Here is a 20,493-nt window from a genome sequence, read left to right as displayed (position 1 = left end):
AGAAGGACGACACATGGAAACCGCCGAGATCAGGCGCCGCTGGCTCCGCTTCTTCGAGAGCAAGGGACACACCGTCGTCCCCAGCGCCCCCCTGCTCTACGACGACCCCAACCTGTTGTTCGTCAACGCGGGCATGGTGCCGTTCAAGCCGTACTTCCTCGGGCAGGAGACCCCGCCCTACCACCGCGCCACGAGCGTGCAGAAGTGCGTGCGCACCGGTGACATCGAAGAGGTCGGCAAGACCACCCGGCACGGCACGTTCTTCCAGATGAACGGCAACTTCAGCTTCGGCGACTACTTCAAGAAGGACGCGATCGCGTTCGCGTGGGAGTTCGTCACGGGGCGTCAGCAGGACGGGTTCCTCGGGTTCGACCCCGAGAAGGTGTGGGTGACGATCCTCGGCCCTGGCCACCACCCGGACTACCCGAACGGTGACGAGGAGGCCCTGCAGTACTGGCTCGACGCCGGCATCCCGCGCGAGCGCATCCAGGGCCGCAGCCTCAAGGACAACTACTGGCACATGGGCGTCGAGGGTCCCGGCGGCCCCTGCTCGGAGATCTACATCGACCGCGGCCGCGAGTACGGCGCCGACGGCGGCCCCGAGGCCGACGAGGACCGGTTCCTCGAGATCTGGAACCTCGTGTTCCAGACGGAGGAGATCACCGACGTCAAGGCGAAGGACGACTTCAAGGTCGTCGGCCCCCTGCCGAGCCAGAACATCGACACCGGCATGGGCCTGGAGCGCGTCGCGTACCTGCTGCAGGGCGTCGACAACCTCTACGAGATCGACGAGGTCTACCCCGTCATCGAGCGGGCGGAGGAGATCACGGGCCGCCGGTACGGCGCGAACGTCTCCGACGACGTGCGCTTCCGGGTCGTCGCCGACCACGTGCGGTCCTCCCTCATGCTCATCGGCGACGGCGTCACCCCCGGCAACGAGGGTCGCGGCTACGTCCTGCGTCGCCTCCTGCGCCGCGCGGTCCGCTCGATGCGTCTCCTCGGCGTGCAGGACGCATGCCTGCCCGAGCTCCTCCCGGTCTCCAAGGACCGGATGAAGAAGTCCTACCCCGAGCTCCAGCGCGACTGGGAGCGCATCAGCGCCATCGCCTACGCCGAGGAGGAGGCGTTCGCGCGCACCCTGTCGGCCGGTACGACGATCCTCGACACCGCCGTCTCGCGCACGAGGGCGAAGGGCGGTAGTCGCCTCGCGGGCGAGGAGGCGTTCCGTCTCCACGACACGTACGGGTTCCCCATCGACCTCACCCTCGAGATGGCGGCCGAGCAGGGCCTCGCCGTCGACGAGGAGGGGTTCCGTCGGCTCATGACCGAGCAGCGCACCCGCGCGAAGGCCGACGCCAAGGCGAAGAAGACGGGCCACGTCGACACCCACCTCTACCGCGAGATCGCCGACTCCCTCGGCACGCCCGTCGACTTCCTCGGGTACGAGGGTGTCGCCGGTGAGGGCCGCGTCGCCGGTCTCCTCGTCGGGGGTGCGTCGGGCACGCGGGCCAAGGCCGGCGACGAGATCGAACTCGTCCTCGACCAGACGCCGTTCTACGCCGAGAGCGGTGGCCAGCTCGCCGACCAGGGCGTCATCGAGCTCGACGGTGCGCTCATGCGCGTCATCGACGTGCAGAAGCCCATCACCGGCCTCATCGTCCACCGCGGCGTCGTCGAGAGCGGCGAGCTCGGCGTCGGCGACCGTGCGACGAGCCGGGTCGACGCCGACCGTCGTCGCTCGGTCTCCCGCTCCCACACGGCGACGCACATCCTCCACCAGTCGCTCCGCGACGCCCTCTCGAGCACGGCCACGCAGGCCGGGTCGGAGAACGCGCCCGGGCGTCTGCGCTTCGACTTCAGCTGGGGCCAGCCCGTCTCGCCCGCGCTGTTCTCGGAGATCGAGGGCCGCATCAACGAGGTCGTCCTCACCGACCAGCCCGTGAGTGCGCAGGTCATGAACAAGAAGACCGCGCTCGAGTCGGGCGCGATGGCGATGTTCGGCGAGAAGTACGGCGATGAGGTGCGCGTCGTCTCCATCGGTGACGGTTCATGGAGCAAGGAGCTCTGCGGCGGCACCCACGCGATGACCGTCGGTCAGCTCGGCGTCGTCAAGCTCCTCGGCGAGTCCTCGATCGGTTCCGGCGTGCGCCGCGTCGAGGCCCTCGTCGGCGCCGACGCCTACACCCACCTCGCCCGCGAGAGCGCCGTGCTCTCCCAGCTCACCGACATCGTCAAGGCCCGCCCCGAGGAGCTCGCCGACCGCATCTCCGCGATGCTCACGCGCCTCAAGGAGGCCGAGCGGGAGATCGACGCGATGCGTCGTCAGCAGGTCCTCGACCAGGCGGCGACGCTCGCCGCCGGGGCGCAGGACGTCGGCGGGATCCGTCTCCTCGTGCACGAGACTCCCACGTCCGTCTCCGGCGACGACCTGCGCACCCTCGCGCTCGACCTCCGCTCGCGCCTCGGCGAGGAGCGGCCGGCCGTCGTCGCGCTCGCGTCCGCCGCGAAGGAGCGTCCGGTCGTCGTCGTCGCGACCAACGCCGCGGCCCGCGAGAAGGGCATCAAGGCCGGTGCGCTCGTCAAGACGGCCGCCGGCGTCCTCGGCGGCGGTGGTGGCGGAAAGGACGATCTCGCCCAGGGCGGCGGCTCCGACGCGACGCGAATCGGCGACGCGCTGAACGAGATCCGAAGCTCCGTGGCTGGCGTCGGGGCATGATGCCGAGGTGAGAACCGGAGTGCGCATCGGCGTGGACGTCGGCGCCGTCCGGGTCGGCGTCGCGAGATCCGACCCGAGCGGCGTCCTCGCCACCCCGGTCGCGACCCTCGCCCGCGGCGGCCCCGACGTCCTCGACGGCGACGACATGACGGCGCTCGCCGGCATCGTCCGCGAGAGCCAGGCCGTCGAGGTCGTCGTCGGGCTGCCACGCTCCCTCTCGGGGGAGGAGGGCGCGGCCGCCGGACACGCGCGCAGTTACGCGGCGGCCCTCGCCCGGGCCGTCACGCCGGTGCCCGTCCGTCTCGTCGACGAGCGCCTCACGACGGTTGCAGCGCACCGCAACCTCCACGACAGCGGCAGGCCCGGGCGGCGACATCGGGAGGTCGTCGATCAGGCGGCCGCCGTGCTCATCCTCCAGACCGCACTCGACCAGGAACGCGCAGGTGGTGTCGCCCCCGGTGACGTCGTCCCCACCCGCAAGCCCCGACACAAAGGACCCCAGGGATGACCGACCGACACGGCGACGACCCGCACGACGTGCCGCACGAGCACCCCGAGGACGACGTCCCCGTCTCCCGCTACGACGCGCTCCTCTCGGGCCACGGCGGTGAGGAGGACCTCGAATCCGACGCCCACGTCGAGGACGACGAGCACGAGGACGACGAGCACGGGCACGACCAGCACGGGGACGACGAGCACGAGGACGACCTGTTCGACGGCCACGGCGCGACCTCGGTCGGACGGAACCGCCGCGGTCGCGGGCGCCGCCTCGCCGTGCTCGGCGTCGCGCTCGCGCTCGTCCTCGGCGGCCTCGTCCTCGCCGTGCAGCTGTTCGCGCCGCTGGTCGGCGGGTTCTTCGAGAAGAAGGACTACGACGGCCCCGGCACCGGACGGGCGACCGTCGTCGTCCACCAGGGCGACACAGGCCGGGCGATCGGCGGGACGCTCCAGAAGGCCGACGTCGTCAAGACCGTCGAGGCGTTCGAGAAGGCCCTCGCCGAGAACCCCGGCGACGAGATCCAGCCGGGCACGTACGCGCTGCCGACGCAGATGAAGGCCGTCGACGCGCTCAGCCGGCTTCGCAGCGGCGAGGCCCGCGACGAGCGCAGCGTGACCCTCCGTGAGGGTCTGCGTGCGAGCGAGATCTTCGCCGAGCTCTCCAAGGCCACCGGCGTGCCCGTCAAGGAGTACGTCGCCGCGTCGAAGAAGTCCGCCGCGCTCGGCCTCCCCAAGGCCGCGAACGGCAGCGTCGAGGGGTACCTCTTCCCCGCGACGTACACGTTCGGCCCCAAGGCCACCGCCACCGAGCAGCTCTCCGAGCTCGTCGGCCAGGCCACGGCCCGGTACTCGGCGCTCGGCGTCGAGGAGGCCGACATGCACGAGATCATCACGATCGCGAGCATCGTCGAGTCCGAGGCGCGGATGCCGGAGGACCGCCCCAAGGTCGCCGCCGTCATCGAGAACCGCCTGCGCATCCGGATGCCGTTGCAGCTCGACTCGACGGTCTCCTACGGCGTGGGCAAGCGCACGATCACGACGACGGACGCGGACCGCAAGAACGACAACCCGTACAACACCTACCTCCACCCCGGTCTGCCCAAGGGCCCGATCGACAACCCGGGCACCGCCTCCGTCCGGGCGGCGCTCCACCCGGCGAAGGGCAAGTGGCTCTACTTCGTCACGATCAACCCGCAGACGGGGGAGACGGCCTTCGCCGAGACCCACGACCAGCACAACGCCAACGTCCGCAAGTTCCAGGCGTGGTGCCAGGCCCACCCGGGCACGTGCTGACGCACCGCGCCGGCGTCGTCGGCTCCCCGGTCGAGCACTCCCTGTCACCGGTGCTCCACCGGGCGGCCTATGACGCCCTCGGGCTCACGGGCTGGTCCTACGACCGGTTCCGCATCGGCGGGGAGGGCGAACTCGACCTGCCGACGTTCGTCGAAGGGCTCGGCCGCGACTGGGTCGGCCTCTCGGTGACGATGCCGGACAAGGAGGACGCCCTCGCGCTCGCCGTGGCCGTCACCGAGCAGGCGCGACGCATCGGCGCCGCGAACACGCTCGTGCGCCGCGAGGACGGCTGGGTCGCGGCGAACACCGACCCCGACGGGGTCCGTGACGCGCTCCTCGAGGCCGGGGTCGGCGACGTACGGCGCGCGCTCGTCCTCGGCTCGGGTGCGACGGCCCGTTCGGCCCTCGACGCCCTCGCCCGACTCGGGTGCCGCCACGTGGGATTCGCGGTGCGGAGCCGGGTTCGCCCCGAGACCCTCGACCTCGCCGAGGAGCTCGGGGTGCGGGCGACGGCTCAGGTCGAGGGGTGGGAGGGTGACGTCCTCCTCGACGACCCCGCCGCGGTCTCCCGCGCCTGCGCCGCGGCCGACGTCGTCGTCTCGACGCTTCCCGCCGGGGCGCCGCTCGGGGAGGAGGCCGGGTTCGACCCGAGCGCCGATCTGTCGCGCACCGTGCTCCTCGACGCCGTCTATGCCGACTGGCCCACCCCCCTCGCCCGCTGGGCGGAGGCGTGCGGGGCCACCGTCGTCCCCGGCTCCGCGATGCTCCTCCACCAGGCCGCCGGGCAGGTCGAGCTCATGACGGGCCACACCGCCCCCCTGGATGCGATGCGCCGCGCCCTCGACGACGCGCTGCGCAACCGCGAACGCTGCTCCTGACGTTCCCGACGCGCGGCACGGGACGTCCACCGGCCGGGCGGTGCGGCGGGTCGACGGCAGGGCGTGGAACCATACGCCCATGCGTTGGTTGACCGCCGGAGAATCACACGGGCCGGCACTCGTCGCCGTCCTCGAGGGCCTGCCCTCGGGGGTGGAGGTCACGAGTGCCGACATCCAGGAGGCGCTCGCGCGCCGTCGCCTCGGCCACGGGCGGGGGGCGCGGCAGAAGTTCGAGCAGGACGAGCTCGAGATCATCGGCGGTCTGCGTCACGGCGTCACCCTCGGCTCCCCGTTCGCGTTGCGCATCGGCAACAGCGAGTGGCCCAAGTGGGAGACGGTGATGAGCCCCGACCCGGTGCCCGCCGAGGCGTTCGCCGCCGCCGACGACGTCAACGCCCCGAAGGAGATCGCCCGCAACCGTCCGCTCACGCGGCCGCGGCCCGGGCACGCCGACCTCGTGGGCATGCAGAAGTACGGCTTCACCGACGCCCGACCCGTCCTCGAACGCGCCTCGGCACGTGAGACGGCCGCCCGCGTCGCGCTCGGTGCCGTCGCCGCGGCGTACCTCGCGCAGACGGCGGGCATTCGCCTCGTGTCGCACACGGTCGCCGTCGGCGGGGCGGGCGTCTCCGACGACGCGCCCCTGCCCGGCCCGGGTGACGTCGCCGCGCTCGACGCCGACCCGGTGCGCGCGTCCGAGGCCGCGGGCTCGGCGGCGATGGTCGCGGAGATCGACGCCGCCCACAAGAGCGGCGACACCCTCGGCGGCGTCGTCGAGGTCCTCGCCTACGGGTGCCCGCCCGGGCTCGGCTCCCACGTCCACTGGGACCGTCGCCTCGACGCGCGCCTCGCCGGTGCGCTCATGGGGATCCAGGCGATCAAGGGCGTCGAGGTCGGCGACGGGTTCCGCACCGCCGCGCGCCGCGGCTCCGAGGCGCACGACGAGATCGGCCGCGACGAGACCGGCGCGATCCGTCGCGCGACGAACCGCGCGGGCGGCACCGAGGGCGGCATGTCCACCGGCGACGTCCTCCGCGTCCGCGCGGCGATGAAGCCGATCAGCACCGTGCCCCGCGCGCTCGCCACCGTCGACGTCGTGAGCGGCGAGCCCGCCACGGCCATCCACCAGCGCTCCGACGTGTGCGCCGTCCCGGCCGCCGGGGTCGTCGCCGAGGCGATGGTCGCCCTCGTCCTCGCCGACGCGATCGCCGAGAAGTTCGGCGGCGACAGTGTCACCGAGACGCGCCGCAACGTCGAGGCCTACCTCGCCGCCATCCCCGAGGAGATGCGATGACCGACGCCGCCTCGACGACGTCCACCTCGTCCACCGCCCGCCCGCTCGCCGTCCTCACCGGGCCGCCCGGGGCCGGCAAGTCGAGCGTCGGGGCCGCGCTCGCGCGTCGCCGCGGGGTGGACCTCCTCGACACCGACGCCCTCGTCGAGCAGCGCGCCGGGATCTCCGTGCCCGAGATCTTCGTCGAGCAGGGGGAGGAGGCATTCCGCGCCCTCGAGCGCACGGCCGTCGCCGACGCGCTCGCCGGTCACGACGGCGTCGTCTCCCTCGGCGGCGGCGCGATCCTCGACCCCCACACCCAGGAGCTGCTCGCCGGGCACCGTGTCGTGTTCCTCGACGTGAGCCTCCGGTACGCGGCCAAGCGCTCCGGGTTCGACCAGGGGCGTCCGCTCCTCGCGCTCAACCCGCGCGGCCAGTGGCTGCAGCTCATGGAGCAGCGGCGGCCGATCTACGAACGTCTCGCATGGCTGCGGGTCGACACCGACGAGAAGGACGTCGAGCAGATCGTCGACGAGATCGCCGACCGCCTGGCCGCCGACGGCTCCGGGCGCGGCGAGCGAACGGGGGAGTGATGGGCGAGGACACGCGCGACGAGACCGTCGTCCACGTCGGCGGCGAACCGGGGACGCCGGGCGCCTACGACGTCGTCATCGGCCGGGGGATCGCCGGACGGGTCCGTGACCTCGTACCGGAGTCGGCCGCCCGGGCACTGCTCGCCCACGCGGCCCCCGTCGCCGACCTCGCCCGGCGGCTCGCCGACGCGCTCGCCGACCGCGGCGTCGAGGTCCACCTCGAGGAGCTGCCCGACGCCGAGTCCGCGAAGACGATCGAGGTCGCGACCCACCTGTGGGGCGTCCTCGGACGTGCCGGATTCACTCGCACCGACGTCATCGTGGCCGTCGGTGGCGGCGCCGTCACCGACCTCGGCGGCTTCGTCGCCGCGACGTGGCTGCGGGGCGTGCCGCTCGTCGACGTGCCCACGACGCTGCTCGGCATGGTCGACGCGGCCGTCGGCGGCAAGACCGGCATCAACACCGCCGAGGGCAAGAACCTCGTCGGCGCGTTCCACCCGCCGGTCGGCGTCCTCGCCGACCTCGACGTCCTCGCCACCCTGCCGCGGGCGGACCTCGCCGCCGGGCTCGCCGAGGTCGTCAAGGGCGGGTTCATCGCCGACCCCGTCATCCTCGACCGCATCGAGAGCGACCCGGAGGCCGCGCTCGACCCCACCTCCGACGTGTTGCGGGAGATCGTCGAACGCAAGATCGCCGTCAAGGCCCGCGTCGTCACCGAGGACCTCCGCGAGTCGTCGCTACGGGAGATCCTCAACTACGGCCACACGTTCGGCCACGCGATCGAGCAGGCCGAGTCCTACCGGTGGCGCCACGGCGACGCCGTCGCCGTCGGCATGGTGTTCGTCGCCGAACTCGCCGTCCGCACCGGGCATCTCGACGCCGACACCGTCGCCCGGCACCGCCGCGTCCTCGCGTCGCTCGGCCTGCCGACGCGCTACGACGGGGCGAGCTTCGAGGAGCTCCTCGTCGTCATGGGCCGAGACAAGAAGACCCGCGGGGCGACCCTGCGGTTCGTCGTCCTCGACGGCGTCGGCGCCCCCACCCGGCTCGTCGGCCCCGACGTCGAGGACCTCCGCGCCGCGTACGAGGCGGTGGCGGGCAGCGCCGACTGACCGGACGCGTTTCCCCGACACGTCCGAGCCGGCCCGACCCGACGGGGCCTCGGCGACAGGCGCGTGCGGCGTCAGAGTCGTGCGGGGTCAGAGGAGCTCGGCGTCGTGGACGCGGACGGCGATCTGGACGCGGTTCTCGAGGCCGAGCTTCTCGAAGATCTTCGAGACGTGCGCCTTGACGGTGGGGACGCTCATGAAGAGTTCGGCCGAGATGCGGGCGTTGGACCAGCCGCGGCCGACGGCGACGGCGACCTCCCGCTCCCGTTCGGTGATCGCGGCGAGGGAGTCGAGCGCCTCCTGGCGCCGCCCGCCGCCGTCGCCGCGCGTCGCAGCGGCGACGACCTGCGCGATGACGGTCGGGGAGAACGCGGGTTCCCCGGCGGCGACCGCGAGGATCGCCGCGACCATCCGCTCCGGCGGCGTCGCCTTGAGGAGGAACCCGGCCGCGCCCGCCCGCAGCGCGTCGAGGACGAGGTCGTCGGCGTCGAACGTCGTGAGGACGAGGACCGGCGGCGCGTCGGGGGCGCTCGAGATCGCGCGGGTCGCGGCGATGCCGTCGCGGCGAGGCATGCGGATGTCCATGAGGACGACGTCGGGGCGGCATCGCGCGACGGCCCCCTCCGCCTCGAGCCCGTCGGCGGCCTCGCCGACGATCGTGACGGGTCCCTTGCCGCCGAGGACGAGCGCGAGACCCTGGCGGACGAGGGCGTCGTCGTCGACGACGACGGCACGGACCTGCGCCTGCTGCGGTCCGGTGCCCTCGGGGGCGGCGGAGATCTGCTCGGGGTGGGGCGTGGTCATACGGGGCTCCGTTCGGGCCAGGGGACGACGAGTCGGGTGCGGTAGCGGCCCCCCTCGGGGCCGTGGTCGAGGTGGCCGCCGGAGAGTTCGGCCCGCTCGGCGAGGCCGAGGAGGCCGACGCCGCTCGTCGGGACGGTCTCGGCGGCGGGGACGCCGGAGGTGTCGCCCCGCGCGGGCAGGGTCGCGAAGAGGCCGGGCGTGCCGGGGACGTCGCCCTGGCCGGGGGCGGAGGCGGTGAGGGGATTGCTCACGTCGACGACGAGGAGGTCACCCGCTCCGCCACGACCGAGGGAGCGCAGCCCGGCGAGGGCTCCGGTGGGCGCGCTCTCGCGGGCGATCCGGACGTCGAGGGGCGCGCCGGGCGCGTGCTTGCGGGCGTTCGTCAGGCACTCCTGCACGGCGCGGTAGACGTGGCGGCCGAGAGGGCCGGGGACGTCGCCGGCGTCGATGTCGACGTCGAGAGAGACGACCTGCCCTGCGGCGACGGCCTCGGCGACGAGGGTGTCGAGGTCGGCGATCGTCGGCTGCGGAGGTTCGGGTACGCCGTGCGCGTCGTCCTCGGCCGTCTCGCGGAGCACCCCGAGGATGTCGCGCAGCTCGACGAGGGCGCTGTGGGCGTTCTCCTGGATGAGGCGGGCGGCGCCGGACACCTCCTCGGGGGTGAGGTCGGTGCGGTAGGCGAGCGCGCCGGAGTGCATCGCGACGGTGGAGATGCGGTGGGCGAGGACGTCGTGCATCTCGCGGGCGATGCGGGCACGCTCGGCGGCGCGGGCCTGGGCGGTGCGCGAGTGCTGTTCGTGTTCGGCCGCCTCGGCACGTTCGCGGAGGGAGTCGAGGAGGGCGTCGCGTGCGCCGAGGTAGAAGCCGACGGCGAGGGCGAGGCTCTCCATGAGGGCGACGAGCACCCCCATGACCCACCAGGAGACCTCGGCCTCGTCGGGCGAGGACGGGTACGGGAACCACGCCTCGTAGGCGAGGGCGGACGCGGTCGCGAGGACGAGGACGAGGACCGCGGGGGCGACCCGGCGTCGCCTCCCGAGGGAGACGGCGGCGAAGGACCACGCGCCGGTCGCCGCGCCGGAGACGGCGAGCACGAGGGACAGGCCCACGGCGACACCGACGGGGAACCGGCGGCGCAGCGGGAGGACCGCGAGGACGGCCACGCCGAGGAAGAGGTCGAGGAAGAGGAAGGCCTCCACGGTCGTGACCGGCCCGGTGGGATCGGTCTCGGGGAGGCCGAGGGCCCACGTGCCGAGCCCGACGAGGAGGGCGGTGGCGTACTTCGCCGCCGCCTGCGGTCGGGAGATGCGTGGTCGCTCGACGGTCGGCATGTCCTCCAGCGTAGGGAGACGGCCGTGATCGCCGGAACGGTCACAGGTCGATGAGGATGCGACGAAAGTCGGTCCCGGGGAGGGACCGGCGGCGCGGCGTGCGGAAAATGGGGTGAGGGGGCCCGGTTCGCTCTCTACCATCGGTGACGTGACCCCTTCCGCGCCGGCCGTGCCCATCTCCTCGACGCCGGCGACGGGAGACCCGGACCGCACCGTGACGTGGCGTCGTCTCTCCTCGCCCGTCGCTGCGGCCGCGCTCGTCGCCCTCACCCTCGGTGCCGTGGGCACGTCGGCGGGCGCCGTCGTCGCGGGGCGCCTCGCGGAGCACGTGACGTGGTCGCTCGTCGGGTGGTTCGCCGCGTGCGTCGTCGGCGGTGCGGTGCTCGACACCGTGGGGCGGTTCCTGTGGGCGGGCGTCGCCGACCGGGCCGAGGGGCGGCTCCGCGAGGACCTCCTCGACGCTGCACTCGGCCAACCGCTGCCCGCGCTCTCGGAGCAGGCGGTCGGCGAGGTCCTCGACCGCGTCGACGACGACACCCGCGAGGTCGGCTCGCTCGTCCGTCTTCAGGTATGGATGATGCTCCGAGCGCTCGTCTCGATCGTGCCGATGCTGGTCGTCGCCGGATGGACGTGGGGGCCTGCACTCGTCGCGTTCCCGCTCTTCGCGGTCGTCGCGTTGTGGTCGATCCGTGGCCTGCTCGGGCCGATCGCGGAACGCAAGGTCGTCGAGGAGGCGGCGTGGACCGATCACGCCGCGGTCCTCGAGGAGGGCATCGCGGGCCGGGACGACCTGCGCACGAGCCTCGGGCAGGCGTTCGCCGTGAAGCGTCTCGCGGGTCTGTCGGCGGAGGTGCACCGGCGGTTCGTCGACGTGCTCGTCCTCGAACGGGCCGTGACCCTGCGCACGGGGCTCGTCCTCCACGGCCTCCTCGCCGTCGTCGCCGCGATCGGGGTCACCCTCACCGTCACCGGCGGCCTCTCCCTCGCCCAGCTCGTCACGCTCTTCCTCATCACGGCGACGTTCGTCGGGTCCATCGGCCGCGTCGCCGAACAGCTGCCCGACCTCCAGGCCGGGCTCGGCGCGATCGTGCGGCTCCGGCAGATGCTCGGCGTCGAACCCGAGCCGGTCGGCGGGGCGCACCTGCCGGATGGTGCCGTCGGTCTCGAGTTCCGGCACACGTCGTTCGCGTACGCCGAGGGGGCGTTCGCCCTGCAGGGCGTCGACCTCGCCGTCCCCGCGGGGGCGACACTCGCGCTCGTCGGGCGCACCGGCTCCGGCAAGTCGACGCTCGCCTCGCTCGTCTCCCGGGCCGTCGAGCCTCGCCCCGGAGAGGTCTTCCTCGGCGGCGTCGACGTGCGGGACCTCGACCTGCAGGCGTTGCGCCAGTCCGTCGGCGTCGTCACCCAGCGCACCGAGATCCTCGCCGGTTCCCTCGCCCAGAACATCACCCTGTTCGCCGACGTGCCGACGGGCCGCGTCGAGGCGGTCGTCGACGAGCTCGGCCTCACCGACTGGGTTGCCGGCCTCGACGAAGGTCTCGACACCCTCCTCGGTCCGGGCGGCACGACCCTCTCCGCCGGTGAGGAGCAGCTCCTCGCGTTCGCGCGCCTCCTCATGCGTGACGTGCAGGTCGTCGTCCTCGACGAGGCGACCGCCCGCATGGACCCCCTCACCGAGGCACGCGTCGTCGCCGCCTCCGACCGCCTCCTCCGTGACCGCACCGGCATCCTCATCGCCCACCGTCTCTCGACGATAGCCCGCGCCGACCTCGTCGCCGTCCTCGCCGACGGCCGCGTCCTCCAGGCCGGGCCGCGGGCCGAGCTCGCCGCGTCGCCCGGCGCCTACCGCGACCTCCTCGACGCGGCCGAGGTGACGCCCGACGCACCCTTCGACGCCGTCACCCGCGACGAGGCAGACGCCCCCGACGCCGAGGTCGACATCGACGCCGAGCGGGCCGTCCCCGTCGACGCCCCCGACGCGACGCCCGCCGCCACGGGCGGAAGGCCCCCCGCCGTCGCGGCCGCCGTCCCGGGGAGCGACCCCGCCGAGGCGACGGGCGCCGAGACGGGACCGGAGGCCGCCCCGGTGCCGGTCACCGCGCTCGGTACGGCGCGGCGTCGCGGAGAGGTTCCCGAGGTGCGCGACCCCGGAGACGGGCCGTCCCTCGCCCGGGGCGTCGTCAACGCGCTCCGCGTCCGTCCGTCGTGGGGACTCGTCGCCGTCGCACTGTTCCTCGTCTTCTCCCTGAGCGGTGCGATGGGCGGCCTCACCGGCTACACGTGGGGCCACACCGTCGAATCCCTCGAACGGGGCGAGACGCCGTGGGTGTGGCTCGTCGCGACCGTCGTCGCGATCCTCCTCGGGCCGGTCGCCCTGTCCGCGGCGGTCGTCCGCTACCCGCGCTGGTGGGTCGAGGTCCTCCTTCGCGTGCGCATGGCCGTCCTCCGGGGACAGACCGACCAGCGGCGCCTCCCCAAGGTCCCGCCTGGCGAGGTCGTCGCGCGCGCGATGGACGCCGACCGGTTCGCCCGGTACGCCGACCGCTGGGTCGACTTCACCAACGGTCTCCTCATCGCGGCGTTCACGGCGCTCGCCGCCCGCACGTGGCTCGCCGGGCTCGTCCTCCTCGTCGTCATGGTCGCCTCCGCGGGGGCGTCCGCCGTCGGGCGTCCCGTCGCGGGGCGCTCGGCCGCGCGTGCGTCCGCCGCACGGGCCCGGTTCGGGCGGGTGCTCGTGTCGACGCTGGAGTCGGCCCGCACCGTCAAGCTCGCCGGCCGGACGGCCGAGATCCGCCGCCACCTCCGCGCCGTCGACGGCGGGCGAGTCGAGGCCGCCGTGCGCGAGCACCGCGTCCAGGCGCTCCTCGACGGGGTGCCCACCGTCATGGTCCAGGCCGGCGCCGTCGCCGCATGGGCGGCCGTCCTCACCGGGCAGTGGGGTCTCGCCACCGCCCTCCTCGTCGTGAGCACCGTCGGCGGCTTCGACTGGTTCGGGCGCGTCGCCGGCGCCGTCGTCACCGAGGCGCCCGGCACCCGGGCATGGCAGGTGGCGACGAGCCGCATGGCCGGTGGTGTCGACCTCGTCGACCTCGCCCCCGGCATCGACCTCCTCACCGGTGAGGCGCCCGAACCGCCGCCCGTGCCCCGCGTGCCGCTCGAACGCGTCTCGATGCGGGGTCTGTCGGCGATGCACGAGGACGGGACGATCGGCGTCGAGGACGTCGACCTCGACATCGACCGCGGCGACCTCGTGCTCCTCGTCGGGCAGGTCGGCGCGGGCAAGTCGAGCCTCCTGCGGGCGCTCGCCGGACTCACCGACCACCTCGGCGAACTGCGGTGGAACGGCACGGACGTCGACGACCCCGAGCTGTTCCTCCGGCCCGGGCAGGTCGCCTACGTCGCGCAGGTGCCGCGCGTCCTCTCCGGCACGTTCGCCGACAACGTCCAGCTCGGACACGACCGGCCGTTCGGCGACCCCGTGAGCGACGCCCGGCTCGACCCCGACGTCGAGCAGGCCGGTGGGGCGCACTCCCTCGTCGGTCACCGCGGCGTGCGGCTCTCCGGCGGCCAGGTGCAGCGCCTCGCCCTCGCCCGGGCGCTCGCGGCCGACGCCGAGCTCCTCCTCGCCGACGACGTGTCCTCCGCCCTCGACGCCCGCACCGAGATCGAGCTGTGGCGGGCGTTGCGTGCCCGTTCGACGACGGTCGTCGGGGCGAGCTCGAAGCGTGCCGCGCTCGCCCAGGCCGACCGGGTCGTCGTCCTCGTCGAGGGGCGCGTCGCCGCCGTCGGCCCGTGGACGGAGTTGTCGCAGCGGTGGGGGCACCTCGCCGGGTGATCCCACCCGGCGGGCCGGCCGGGACGTGTGTCGGCGACCGGCCCGTGGGGTCGGAGCGTCGTCAGCCCTCGCGGGGGCGTCGGATCTGGGTGTAGGCGGGGGAGCCGAAGACGTCGTAGCGCACGTCGGTGACCGCCGGGGACGACACCGCGGCGACGTGGACGTCGAGGAGCGGCACGACCGGCATCGAGGTGAGGATGCGGCGCGAGGCGGAACGGAGGCGCTCCGTGCGTTCGGGTGCCTCCGTGGCGAGGGCCCGACCGAGGGCGGCGTCGGTGATCGGGTCGGCGTAGCCGGTGTCGTTCGTGCGGCCGTCGCCGAGGAACCGTGGCACGAGGAAGCTCTCGAGGAGCGGGTAGGCCATCTGGCGCGTGGCGAGGTGCGGGCCGGTCTCCTCGCCGCTCGCGACCGCGGTGCGGAGTGCTTCCGAGGTCGGGTAGGGGCGTCCCGTGCAGCGCACGCGCAGGTGTTCGACGACGTCGGCGCAGATGGCCGTGACGGTGGGTCCCTCGTCGATGTCCTCCGCGTAGGCGATCGTGAATCCGCCGGGCAGACCTCCCACGCCGTCGAGGATCTCGGCGGCGGTCTCCGGGTCGAGCGTGCACGCGTCGCCGCACAGGTCGGGGGAGTGGCCCTCGACGACGGGGGGAGCGAGGTCGGTCGCGACGTCGCGGGTGCGGGCGTGCACGTCGACGGCGAGGGCCTCCCGGTCGATCGCCATCGAGAGGGCGGTGCGGCGTGCGCTGCCGTCCTTCCCCGTCCACGGGGCCCGATGGACGGGGAAGGCGAGTCCGGTGGACCGGCCGACGGGCTGGTCGACGACGCGCTGGGCGAACGTCGCGCGGAGCGTGGGCAGGCTCGACGGGGAGAGGACGTCGAGGACGTCGAGGCGCCCGTCGCGGACGTCACGGAGCGCGCGGGCCGGGTCGGTGTAGGGACGGAAGTCGATACCGGAGTTGAGTGCCGGGTCGCCCGCCGTGTACGTCGCGCTCGGGCGGAGGGGCAGGACGCCGCGGGCGGACCATCCTCTCGGCAGGAGGTAGGGGCCGTTGCCGACGGGACGGGTGGCGAAGCGATCGGGGTCGGTGAAGGCGACGTCGGGCAGCGGCGCGAGGGCGACGTGGCCGAGGCGCTGCTCGAACCCCGGATGCGGGTGGGTGAGCGTGATGGTGAAGGTGCGCGCGCCGGTGACGGTGAGTCCGGCGAGACGGGGCGAGCGGCCGGTGGGGCGGTCGCGGGCGGGGCCGCGGTCCGTCGCGTCGGACGAGCGGCCGGGCGTGCCGGCGGCGACGGGGACGAATCCGGCCACGGGGGCGAGGAGGTCGCGCATGCGCTTCGGATGGGTCGGGTCCGCGAGGCGGTTCCACGCGTCGACGAAGGAGTCTGCGGTCACCGGTTCGCCGTCGCTGAACCGCCATCCGGGAGCGAGGGTGACCTCGTAGACACGGTGGTCGGTGCTCTCGACGGAGGCGGCGACCTCGGGCACGGCCTTGCCCTTGGCGTCGTACCGGAACAGTCCGCGCTGCACCAGCCCCGCGATGCGGCCCGTGTAGGGGTCGTCGGTGTCGGTCGGGTCGAAGCGGGCGGGCAGCGGGAGGGAGTTGACGACGATCGGATCGCCCGCATCGGGGGAGTGGGTGGGTGAGGCCGTCGGTGGCGGAGTCGGCGTGGTGGGCCCGCAACCGGCGAGCGGGAGAGGCACGACCGCGAGGAGGGCGGCGAGGCCGACGTGCGCCGGTCCCCGGCGTCGAGGGGTCCGTCGCGCGTGGCGGCGCGGACCCGCGGGGACGACGCGGGGAGCGGGGCGCACGACACCTCCTCGGGCGGGGACGGGCGCGCCGCCGGTGGGGCGCGCCCGGTTCGACACCCCGGGACCGGGGCTGCAGGCCGCCATTCTCGCAGCCCGGAGACCGCCACGGGGGCGCTCGGGAGGAGGTGGGCGTCCGTCTCGGTAGAATCGACACCGTTCCCGCCGCCACCGTGCGGCACCGGCGCGCACCGGCGCTCACATCCTCGAGCCCACGCGCCCCTTGATCGACCCGACGACAGAGAGATCCCCACGTGGCGACCACGAACGACCTGAAGAACGGCATGGTGCTCAAGATCGAGGGCCAGCTGTGGACCGTGCTCGAGTTCCAGCACGTCAAGCCCGGCAAGGGCCCGGCCTTCGTCCGCACCAAGATGAAGAACGTCATGTCCGGCAAGATCATCGACAAGACGTTCAACGCGGGCACCAAGGTCGAGACGAGCAACGTCGACAAGCGCACGATGCAGTACCTGTACAAGGACGGCGACGACTTCGTCTTCATGGACGGCAAGACGTTCGACCAGATCACCGTGCCCGCCGCGGTCGTCGGCGACGCCGAGAAGTTCATGCTCGAGAACCAGGAGGCGGTCGTCGCCACGCACGAGGGCACGCCGCTGTTCGTCGAGCTCCCGGCCTCCGTCGAGCTCGAGATCACCTACACCGAGCCGGGCCTGCAGGGCGACCGCTCCACGGGTGGCACCAAGCCCGCCACTCTCGAGACCGGCGCCGAGATCGCCGTGCCGCTGTTCCTCGAGACGGGCACGAAGGTCAAGGTCGACACCCGTGACGGCAGCTACCTCGGTCGCGTCAACTGATGAGTGACCGCCTCGAGTTCTCGTCGGCTCCCGCGTCCTCCACGCGGGAGCCGCAGGACGTCGACCCCGAGAGCACCGCGCCGGTCGCGGGGCGGGAGGGTGTGACGTTCCGTGACGCGGACGCACACGCCTCGACCGACACCTCCGACGTCGAATCCCCGGAGTCGGCCCACGTCGACGACGCCCTCGACGACGCGCAGGACGACGAGCGCGACGACGTGTCGGAGGACGAGGGGTGGAGTTCGGCGCCGTTGCCGGTGCCGTCCTCCCTGCCCGAGGGCGCGGTGCTCTCCGACCGGCGTCCGCGACGTCACGACCGCGGTCGGCTCACGTCGGCGCGGAGCAAGGCGCGCAAGGCCGCCGTCGAACTCCTCTACGAGGCGGAGCAGCGCGGCATGAACGCGGGCACGCTCCTCGAGGAGCGGCTCGCGCGTCCGACGACGCAGACGCCGCTGCGCGACTACACGGTCGCGTGTGTCAAGGGTGTCGTCGACCACTGGGCCGAGATCGACGAGACCCTCGAGACCTACAGCCGCGGCTGGCGACTCAGCCGTATGCCGGCGGTCGACCGAGCGATCCTCCGCGTGGGCACGTGGGAGATCCTCCACAACGACGACGTGCCCGGCGGTGTCGCCGTCTCCGAGGCGGTCGTCATCGCCCAGGTCCTCTCCACCGACGACTCCCCGTCGTTCGTCAACGGCCTGCTCTCGCGGGTCGTCGAGGTCGCCGGCTGACCCGAGTTTCCGCGTGCACGTGGGGGCCCGTCCGATTCGGACGGGCCCCCACGTCGTTCGTGTCAGCGGTCGTCACGTGTCTTCCGTCCCGTGCGGAGGGCGACGAACGCGACCGCGCCGACGCCGAGGAGGGGGACGACGGCGAGGAGGAGACGGATCGGTGGGGCGGGCGACACGACGAACGTCGTTCGGCGCGACACGATGCCCTCCTCCCGACGACGGCGTCGTCGCCGATCGTCGTACGCCCGTCGAACCGGTGGGCGGCGTGGCGGGCGCCGGATCGTCGTCGGGCGGTCGTCGGGCGGTTGTCGGATCCCGCCTCTAAGGTGAGCGCCATGACCGACAACACGCCGCAGCGCGACCCCGAAGAGCAGATCACCGGTCCCGACGACATCATCGGCGGCGGCAACGCCGTCGCGGGCGGCGACCCCGCCCGCGGTGCCGCGTCCCCCGACCAGCGGGGCGAGGCACCCACGAACACCTCCGGCGAGGTCATCGGTGCCGGCGCCCCCGGCGACAACGGCACCGAGAAGGACCCGGCCGAGTGGGTCACCGGCGACGAGCCCATGACCGGCGCCCAGAAGAGCTACCTCGACACCCTCGCCCGCGAGGCCGGGGAGACCCTGCCCGCCGACCTCACCAAGGCCGAGGCGTCCGAGCACATCGACCGCCTCCAGGCGCAGACGGGCCGGGGCCAGAACTCCTGACCGCAGGTCGACCCGAGACGCACGCCGCCGCCCGGCACGGAGAGGATCCGCGCCGGGCGGCGGCGTCGTTCCCGGGGGCGAGGGGTGCCGTGCCCCGGGGTGGGTGGTGCGGTCAGGCCTTCTGCACCGTGATCGTCCAGCTCGCGTCACCGGTGCGGTCGAAGTGGGTGACGGGGTAGCCGTTGTCGGCGGCCCACGTGGGGATCGCCTCGGTGGCCTGGGTGCAGTCGAACCCGATGACGAGTTCGTCGCCGATCTCCAGGCCGTTCATCGCCTGCTTGGCCTCGACGAGGGGGAACGGGCAGACCTGACCTTCGGTCTCGAGAACACGGGTGGCCATGACGGCCTCCTTCCTGACCGGGGGTGTCCGGTCGGATCGGTGGGGGCGCCGCGGGTGGCGGCGTCGAGGGGGGGAGGATCAGACGCCGGTGGTGACGCTCGCCTGGGCCTTCTCGGCGGCGGGGGTGCCGGGGCGCACCTGCTCGGCGGGGCGGTGGCCCATGATGAAGACCTTCGCGGCGGCGCCGGTGCCGAGGAGCATGAACGCGAACGCGATCCAGCCCTGGTAGGTGAACTGGGCCGTCTGCACCATGGCATTGCCGATCGTGCAGCCGCCCGCGAGGGAGGCGCCGACGCCCATGAGGACGCCGCCGACGACGGAGCGTACGGCGATCTGGGCGGAGGGGACACGGACGCGGAACTCGCCGCTGCCCTTGGCTGCGAGGAACGACCCGACGAGCAGACCGACGACGAGGAGCGTGCCCCAGTCGAGGTACTTGGGCTGACCCGTGACGAGCAGGTTGACGAGGTTGCTGCTCGGGGTGGTGATGCCGAGGCCGTCGTTGCGCCCCGTCGCGGTCGACAGCGGCCATGCGGCGATGGCGATCGCGCCGATGAGCAGCGCGGTGACGAACGGGTGCCACGACTTCTCGAAGAGCACGTGGTCGAGGCCGGAACGCCGCGGCGGGAGGGTGGCGACGACGCGCTTGGGCTTGCTCAGGTGGTGGTGGGCGGCCATCGCGACGGCGCCGACGAGGACGACGACGAGCACCCACGGGGAGACGCCGAGGGTCTCGTAGATGGTCCGCACGGGCACGGTGACCGAGCGGACCCCGTCGTTGAACGGCTTGAGGAGGCCCGTCTTCATCATGGCGCTCGACCCGGCGTAGGTGAGGAGCGCGAGCCAGCTGCCGACGAGGCCCTCACCGGCGCGGTAGTAGGTGCCGGTGGCGCATCCGCCGGCCATGACGATGGCGAACCCGAACACGAATCCGCCGACGACGACGGCGAGGATCGGCAGGTCCTTGTTGACGGGGTGGATCGCGCCGGCGGCGGTGAGCGCGAAGATGCCGACGCTCTGCACGGCGACGACGATGAGGAACGCCGTGAGCCACCGCGTGTTGCGGGTGACGAACACGTCGCGGAACGCGCCGGTGACGCAGAAGCGACCGCGTTGGAGGACGAAGCCGAGCACGGCGCCCAGCAGTAGACCGGTGACGATCATCGAGGAACTCCTCGGGGACAGGGGTGGAGGCACGGGCCGTGTCGCCGAGTGGTGACCGGGCGCATGCGTGCGCGGGGCGGTCGGACGGCGGGTGCGCGTACCGGGACGGGGGTACCGGGGGGACGGGTGTGCCGGAGCGGGCCGTCGAGGCGGTGGGGCGGGGCGTCAGCGACAGAGGTCGGCGCGCAACCGCATGAGGTCGACGTGACGTCGGCGGACGAGTGTCGTCACTCGCGGCATCGACGTCATCAAGGTCTCCTCGGCTTCGTTCGGCGGGGTAGCCGTGCAGGGAACACCATGCTCCCCCTCACCTATTCCCCCCAAATGGATCTCATAATGCGAACTTATACGAATCGAGTTCCGTTGGGTCGCAACATCTCTCGTCGCCTCGTGAGCGCAAGGGAGGGGCCGAGGTGCCCGACGAGCGCCCGCGGCCCACGCGTGGAGACTCCGGAACGGCCGGGCACGACTCCACCCCCGCCGCGCGAGGCGACGGGGGCGAGCCGGAAGCGGCAGAGCGGGGCGCAGGGTCGGGGCACGACGTCCCGGGCCCGGTCGGCGAAGCCCTGCTCGGCGAAGGCCCGGTACGCGCGGGG

The 20,493-nt window shown here is 73.4% G+C and carries 17 protein-coding genes; 11 read left to right on the top strand and 6 right to left on the bottom strand.

Annotation, left to right across the window (positions count from 1 at the left end):
- The first annotated feature begins 13 nt into the window (after nucleotides 1-13).
- The 7 genes from alaS (at nucleotide 14) to aroB (ending at nucleotide 8,363) form a co-directional block, all read left to right on the top strand.
- Nucleotides 14-2,716: an alanine--tRNA ligase gene (gene alaS / locus MOPEL_RS13560; protein WP_009483446.1), complete on the top strand. Its 2,703-nt coding sequence runs from the start codon at nucleotides 14-16 to the stop codon at nucleotides 2,714-2,716.
- 7 nt (nucleotides 2,717-2,723) lie between these two features.
- On the top strand, nucleotides 2,724-3,224 hold the full coding sequence (gene ruvX, locus MOPEL_RS13555) for a Holliday junction resolvase RuvX (RefSeq protein WP_083841864.1): 501 nt from the start codon (nucleotides 2,724-2,726) through the stop codon (nucleotides 3,222-3,224).
- Nucleotides 3,221-4,507: an endolytic transglycosylase MltG gene (gene mltG / locus MOPEL_RS13550; RefSeq protein ID WP_009483444.1), complete on the top strand. Its 1,287-nt coding sequence runs from the start codon at nucleotides 3,221-3,223 to the stop codon at nucleotides 4,505-4,507. Before ruvX ends, mltG begins: the two co-directional genes overlap by 4 nt.
- On the top strand, nucleotides 4,501-5,385 hold the full coding sequence (locus MOPEL_RS13545) for a shikimate dehydrogenase (protein ID WP_009483443.1): 885 nt from the start codon (nucleotides 4,501-4,503) through the stop codon (nucleotides 5,383-5,385). The genes mltG and MOPEL_RS13545 overlap by 7 nt, the downstream gene beginning before the upstream one ends.
- Before the next feature lie 79 nt (nucleotides 5,386-5,464).
- Nucleotides 5,465-6,679 (top strand): chorismate synthase, encoded by a 1,215-nt coding sequence (gene aroC, locus MOPEL_RS13540; protein WP_009483442.1) that lies wholly within the window; start codon nucleotides 5,465-5,467, stop codon nucleotides 6,677-6,679.
- Nucleotides 6,676-7,251 carry a shikimate kinase gene (locus MOPEL_RS13535; RefSeq protein ID WP_009483441.1) on the top strand — a complete coding sequence of 192 codons (576 nt, stop codon included), beginning with the start codon at nucleotides 6,676-6,678 and terminating at the stop codon, nucleotides 7,249-7,251. The genes aroC and MOPEL_RS13535 overlap by 4 nt, the downstream gene beginning before the upstream one ends.
- The gene (aroB, locus tag MOPEL_RS13530) at nucleotides 7,251-8,363 is read left to right on the top strand and encodes a 3-dehydroquinate synthase (protein WP_009483440.1); all 1,113 of its coding nucleotides are present in this window, start codon (nucleotides 7,251-7,253) and stop codon (nucleotides 8,361-8,363) included. The genes MOPEL_RS13535 and aroB overlap by 1 nt, the downstream gene beginning before the upstream one ends.
- Before the next feature lie 87 nt (nucleotides 8,364-8,450).
- On the opposite strand, the gene MOPEL_RS13525 is transcribed toward aroB, so the two are convergent.
- Nucleotides 8,451-9,164 (bottom strand): response regulator transcription factor, encoded by a 714-nt coding sequence (locus tag MOPEL_RS13525; RefSeq protein ID WP_009483439.1) that lies wholly within the window; start codon nucleotides 9,162-9,164, stop codon nucleotides 8,451-8,453.
- On the bottom strand, nucleotides 9,161-10,495 hold the full coding sequence (locus MOPEL_RS13520) for a sensor histidine kinase (protein ID WP_009483438.1): 1,335 nt from the start codon (nucleotides 10,493-10,495) through the stop codon (nucleotides 9,161-9,163). The genes MOPEL_RS13525 and MOPEL_RS13520 overlap by 4 nt, the downstream gene beginning before the upstream one ends.
- Nucleotides 10,496-10,664: 169 nt before the next feature.
- Here MOPEL_RS13520 and MOPEL_RS13515 point away from each other — a divergent pair, with 169 nt between their 5' ends.
- Nucleotides 10,665-14,330, top strand: a complete 3,666-nt coding sequence (locus tag MOPEL_RS13515) for an ATP-binding cassette domain-containing protein (RefSeq protein ID WP_009483437.1) — start codon at nucleotides 10,665-10,667, stop codon at nucleotides 14,328-14,330.
- Between the two features lie 61 nt (nucleotides 14,331-14,391).
- On the opposite strand, the gene MOPEL_RS13510 is transcribed toward MOPEL_RS13515, so the two are convergent.
- Entirely contained in the window at nucleotides 14,392-16,140 is a 1,749-nt protein-coding gene (locus tag MOPEL_RS13510) for a peptide ABC transporter substrate-binding protein (RefSeq protein WP_009483436.1), read from the bottom strand.
- Nucleotides 16,141-16,391: 251 nt separating this feature from the next.
- Between MOPEL_RS13510 and efp the strand changes: the two genes are divergently transcribed.
- Nucleotides 16,392-16,952 carry an elongation factor P gene (gene efp, locus MOPEL_RS13505; RefSeq protein WP_009483435.1) on the top strand — a complete coding sequence of 187 codons (561 nt, stop codon included), beginning with the start codon at nucleotides 16,392-16,394 and terminating at the stop codon, nucleotides 16,950-16,952.
- Nucleotides 16,952-17,686 (top strand): transcription antitermination factor NusB, encoded by a 735-nt coding sequence (nusB, locus tag MOPEL_RS18860; protein ID WP_009483434.1) that lies wholly within the window; start codon nucleotides 16,952-16,954, stop codon nucleotides 17,684-17,686. Before efp ends, nusB begins: the two co-directional genes overlap by 1 nt.
- A 62-nt stretch (nucleotides 17,687-17,748) precedes the next feature.
- On the opposite strand, the gene MOPEL_RS17830 is transcribed toward nusB, so the two are convergent.
- Entirely contained in the window at nucleotides 17,749-17,886 is a 138-nt protein-coding gene (locus tag MOPEL_RS17830) for a hypothetical protein (protein ID WP_169316320.1), read from the bottom strand.
- 294 nt (nucleotides 17,887-18,180) lie between these two features.
- On the opposite strand from MOPEL_RS17830, the gene MOPEL_RS18610 reads away from it, so the two are divergent.
- A complete protein-coding gene (locus MOPEL_RS18610) occupies nucleotides 18,181-18,393 on the top strand; it encodes a DUF3072 domain-containing protein (protein ID WP_040634728.1) in 213 nt (70 codons plus the stop codon).
- Nucleotides 18,394-18,505: 112 nt separating this feature from the next.
- Here the strand turns inward: MOPEL_RS18610 and MOPEL_RS13490 are convergent, their stop codons facing one another.
- On the bottom strand, nucleotides 18,506-18,733 hold the full coding sequence (locus MOPEL_RS13490) for a sulfurtransferase TusA family protein (protein ID WP_009483432.1): 228 nt from the start codon (nucleotides 18,731-18,733) through the stop codon (nucleotides 18,506-18,508).
- 78 nt (nucleotides 18,734-18,811) lie between these two features.
- Complete coding sequence (locus tag MOPEL_RS13485; protein WP_009483431.1) at nucleotides 18,812-19,897, bottom strand: YeeE/YedE family protein; 1,086 nt, start codon at nucleotides 19,895-19,897, stop codon at nucleotides 18,812-18,814.
- Nucleotides 19,898-20,493 lie beyond the last annotated feature (596 nt).

The sequence above is a fragment of the Mobilicoccus pelagius NBRC 104925 genome, from assembly GCF_000247995.1.
Lineage (GTDB): Bacteria > Actinomycetota > Actinomycetes > Actinomycetales > Dermatophilaceae > Mobilicoccus > Mobilicoccus pelagius.
Note: the sequence above shows the minus strand (reverse complement) of the source record. Positions and strands in the feature narration are given on the sequence as shown.

Excerpts from the sequence above, each read along its gene's own strand:
- alaS (WP_009483446.1), top strand. The coding sequence starts at position 14 with ATGGAAACCGCCGAGATCAGGCGCCGCTGGCTCCGCTTCTTCGAGAGC.
- mltG (WP_009483444.1), top strand. The coding sequence starts at position 3,221 with ATGACCGACCGACACGGCGACGACCCGCACGACGTGCCGCACGAGCAC.
- aroC (WP_009483442.1), top strand. The coding sequence starts at position 5,465 with ATGCGTTGGTTGACCGCCGGAGAATCACACGGGCCGGCACTCGTCGCC.
- MOPEL_RS13535 (WP_009483441.1), top strand. The coding sequence starts at position 6,676 with ATGACCGACGCCGCCTCGACGACGTCCACCTCGTCCACCGCCCGCCCG.
- aroB (WP_009483440.1), top strand. The coding sequence starts at position 7,251 with ATGGGCGAGGACACGCGCGACGAGACCGTCGTCCACGTCGGCGGCGAA.
- MOPEL_RS13525 (WP_009483439.1), bottom strand. The coding sequence starts at position 9,164 with ATGACCACGCCCCACCCCGAGCAGATCTCCGCCGCCCCCGAGGGCACC.
- MOPEL_RS13520 (WP_009483438.1), bottom strand. The coding sequence starts at position 10,495 with ATGCCGACCGTCGAGCGACCACGCATCTCCCGACCGCAGGCGGCGGCG.
- nusB (WP_009483434.1), top strand. The coding sequence starts at position 16,952 with ATGAGTGACCGCCTCGAGTTCTCGTCGGCTCCCGCGTCCTCCACGCGG.
- MOPEL_RS13490 (WP_009483432.1), bottom strand. The coding sequence starts at position 18,733 with ATGGCCACCCGTGTTCTCGAGACCGAAGGTCAGGTCTGCCCGTTCCCC.
- MOPEL_RS13485 (WP_009483431.1), bottom strand. The coding sequence starts at position 19,897 with ATGATCGTCACCGGTCTACTGCTGGGCGCCGTGCTCGGCTTCGTCCTC.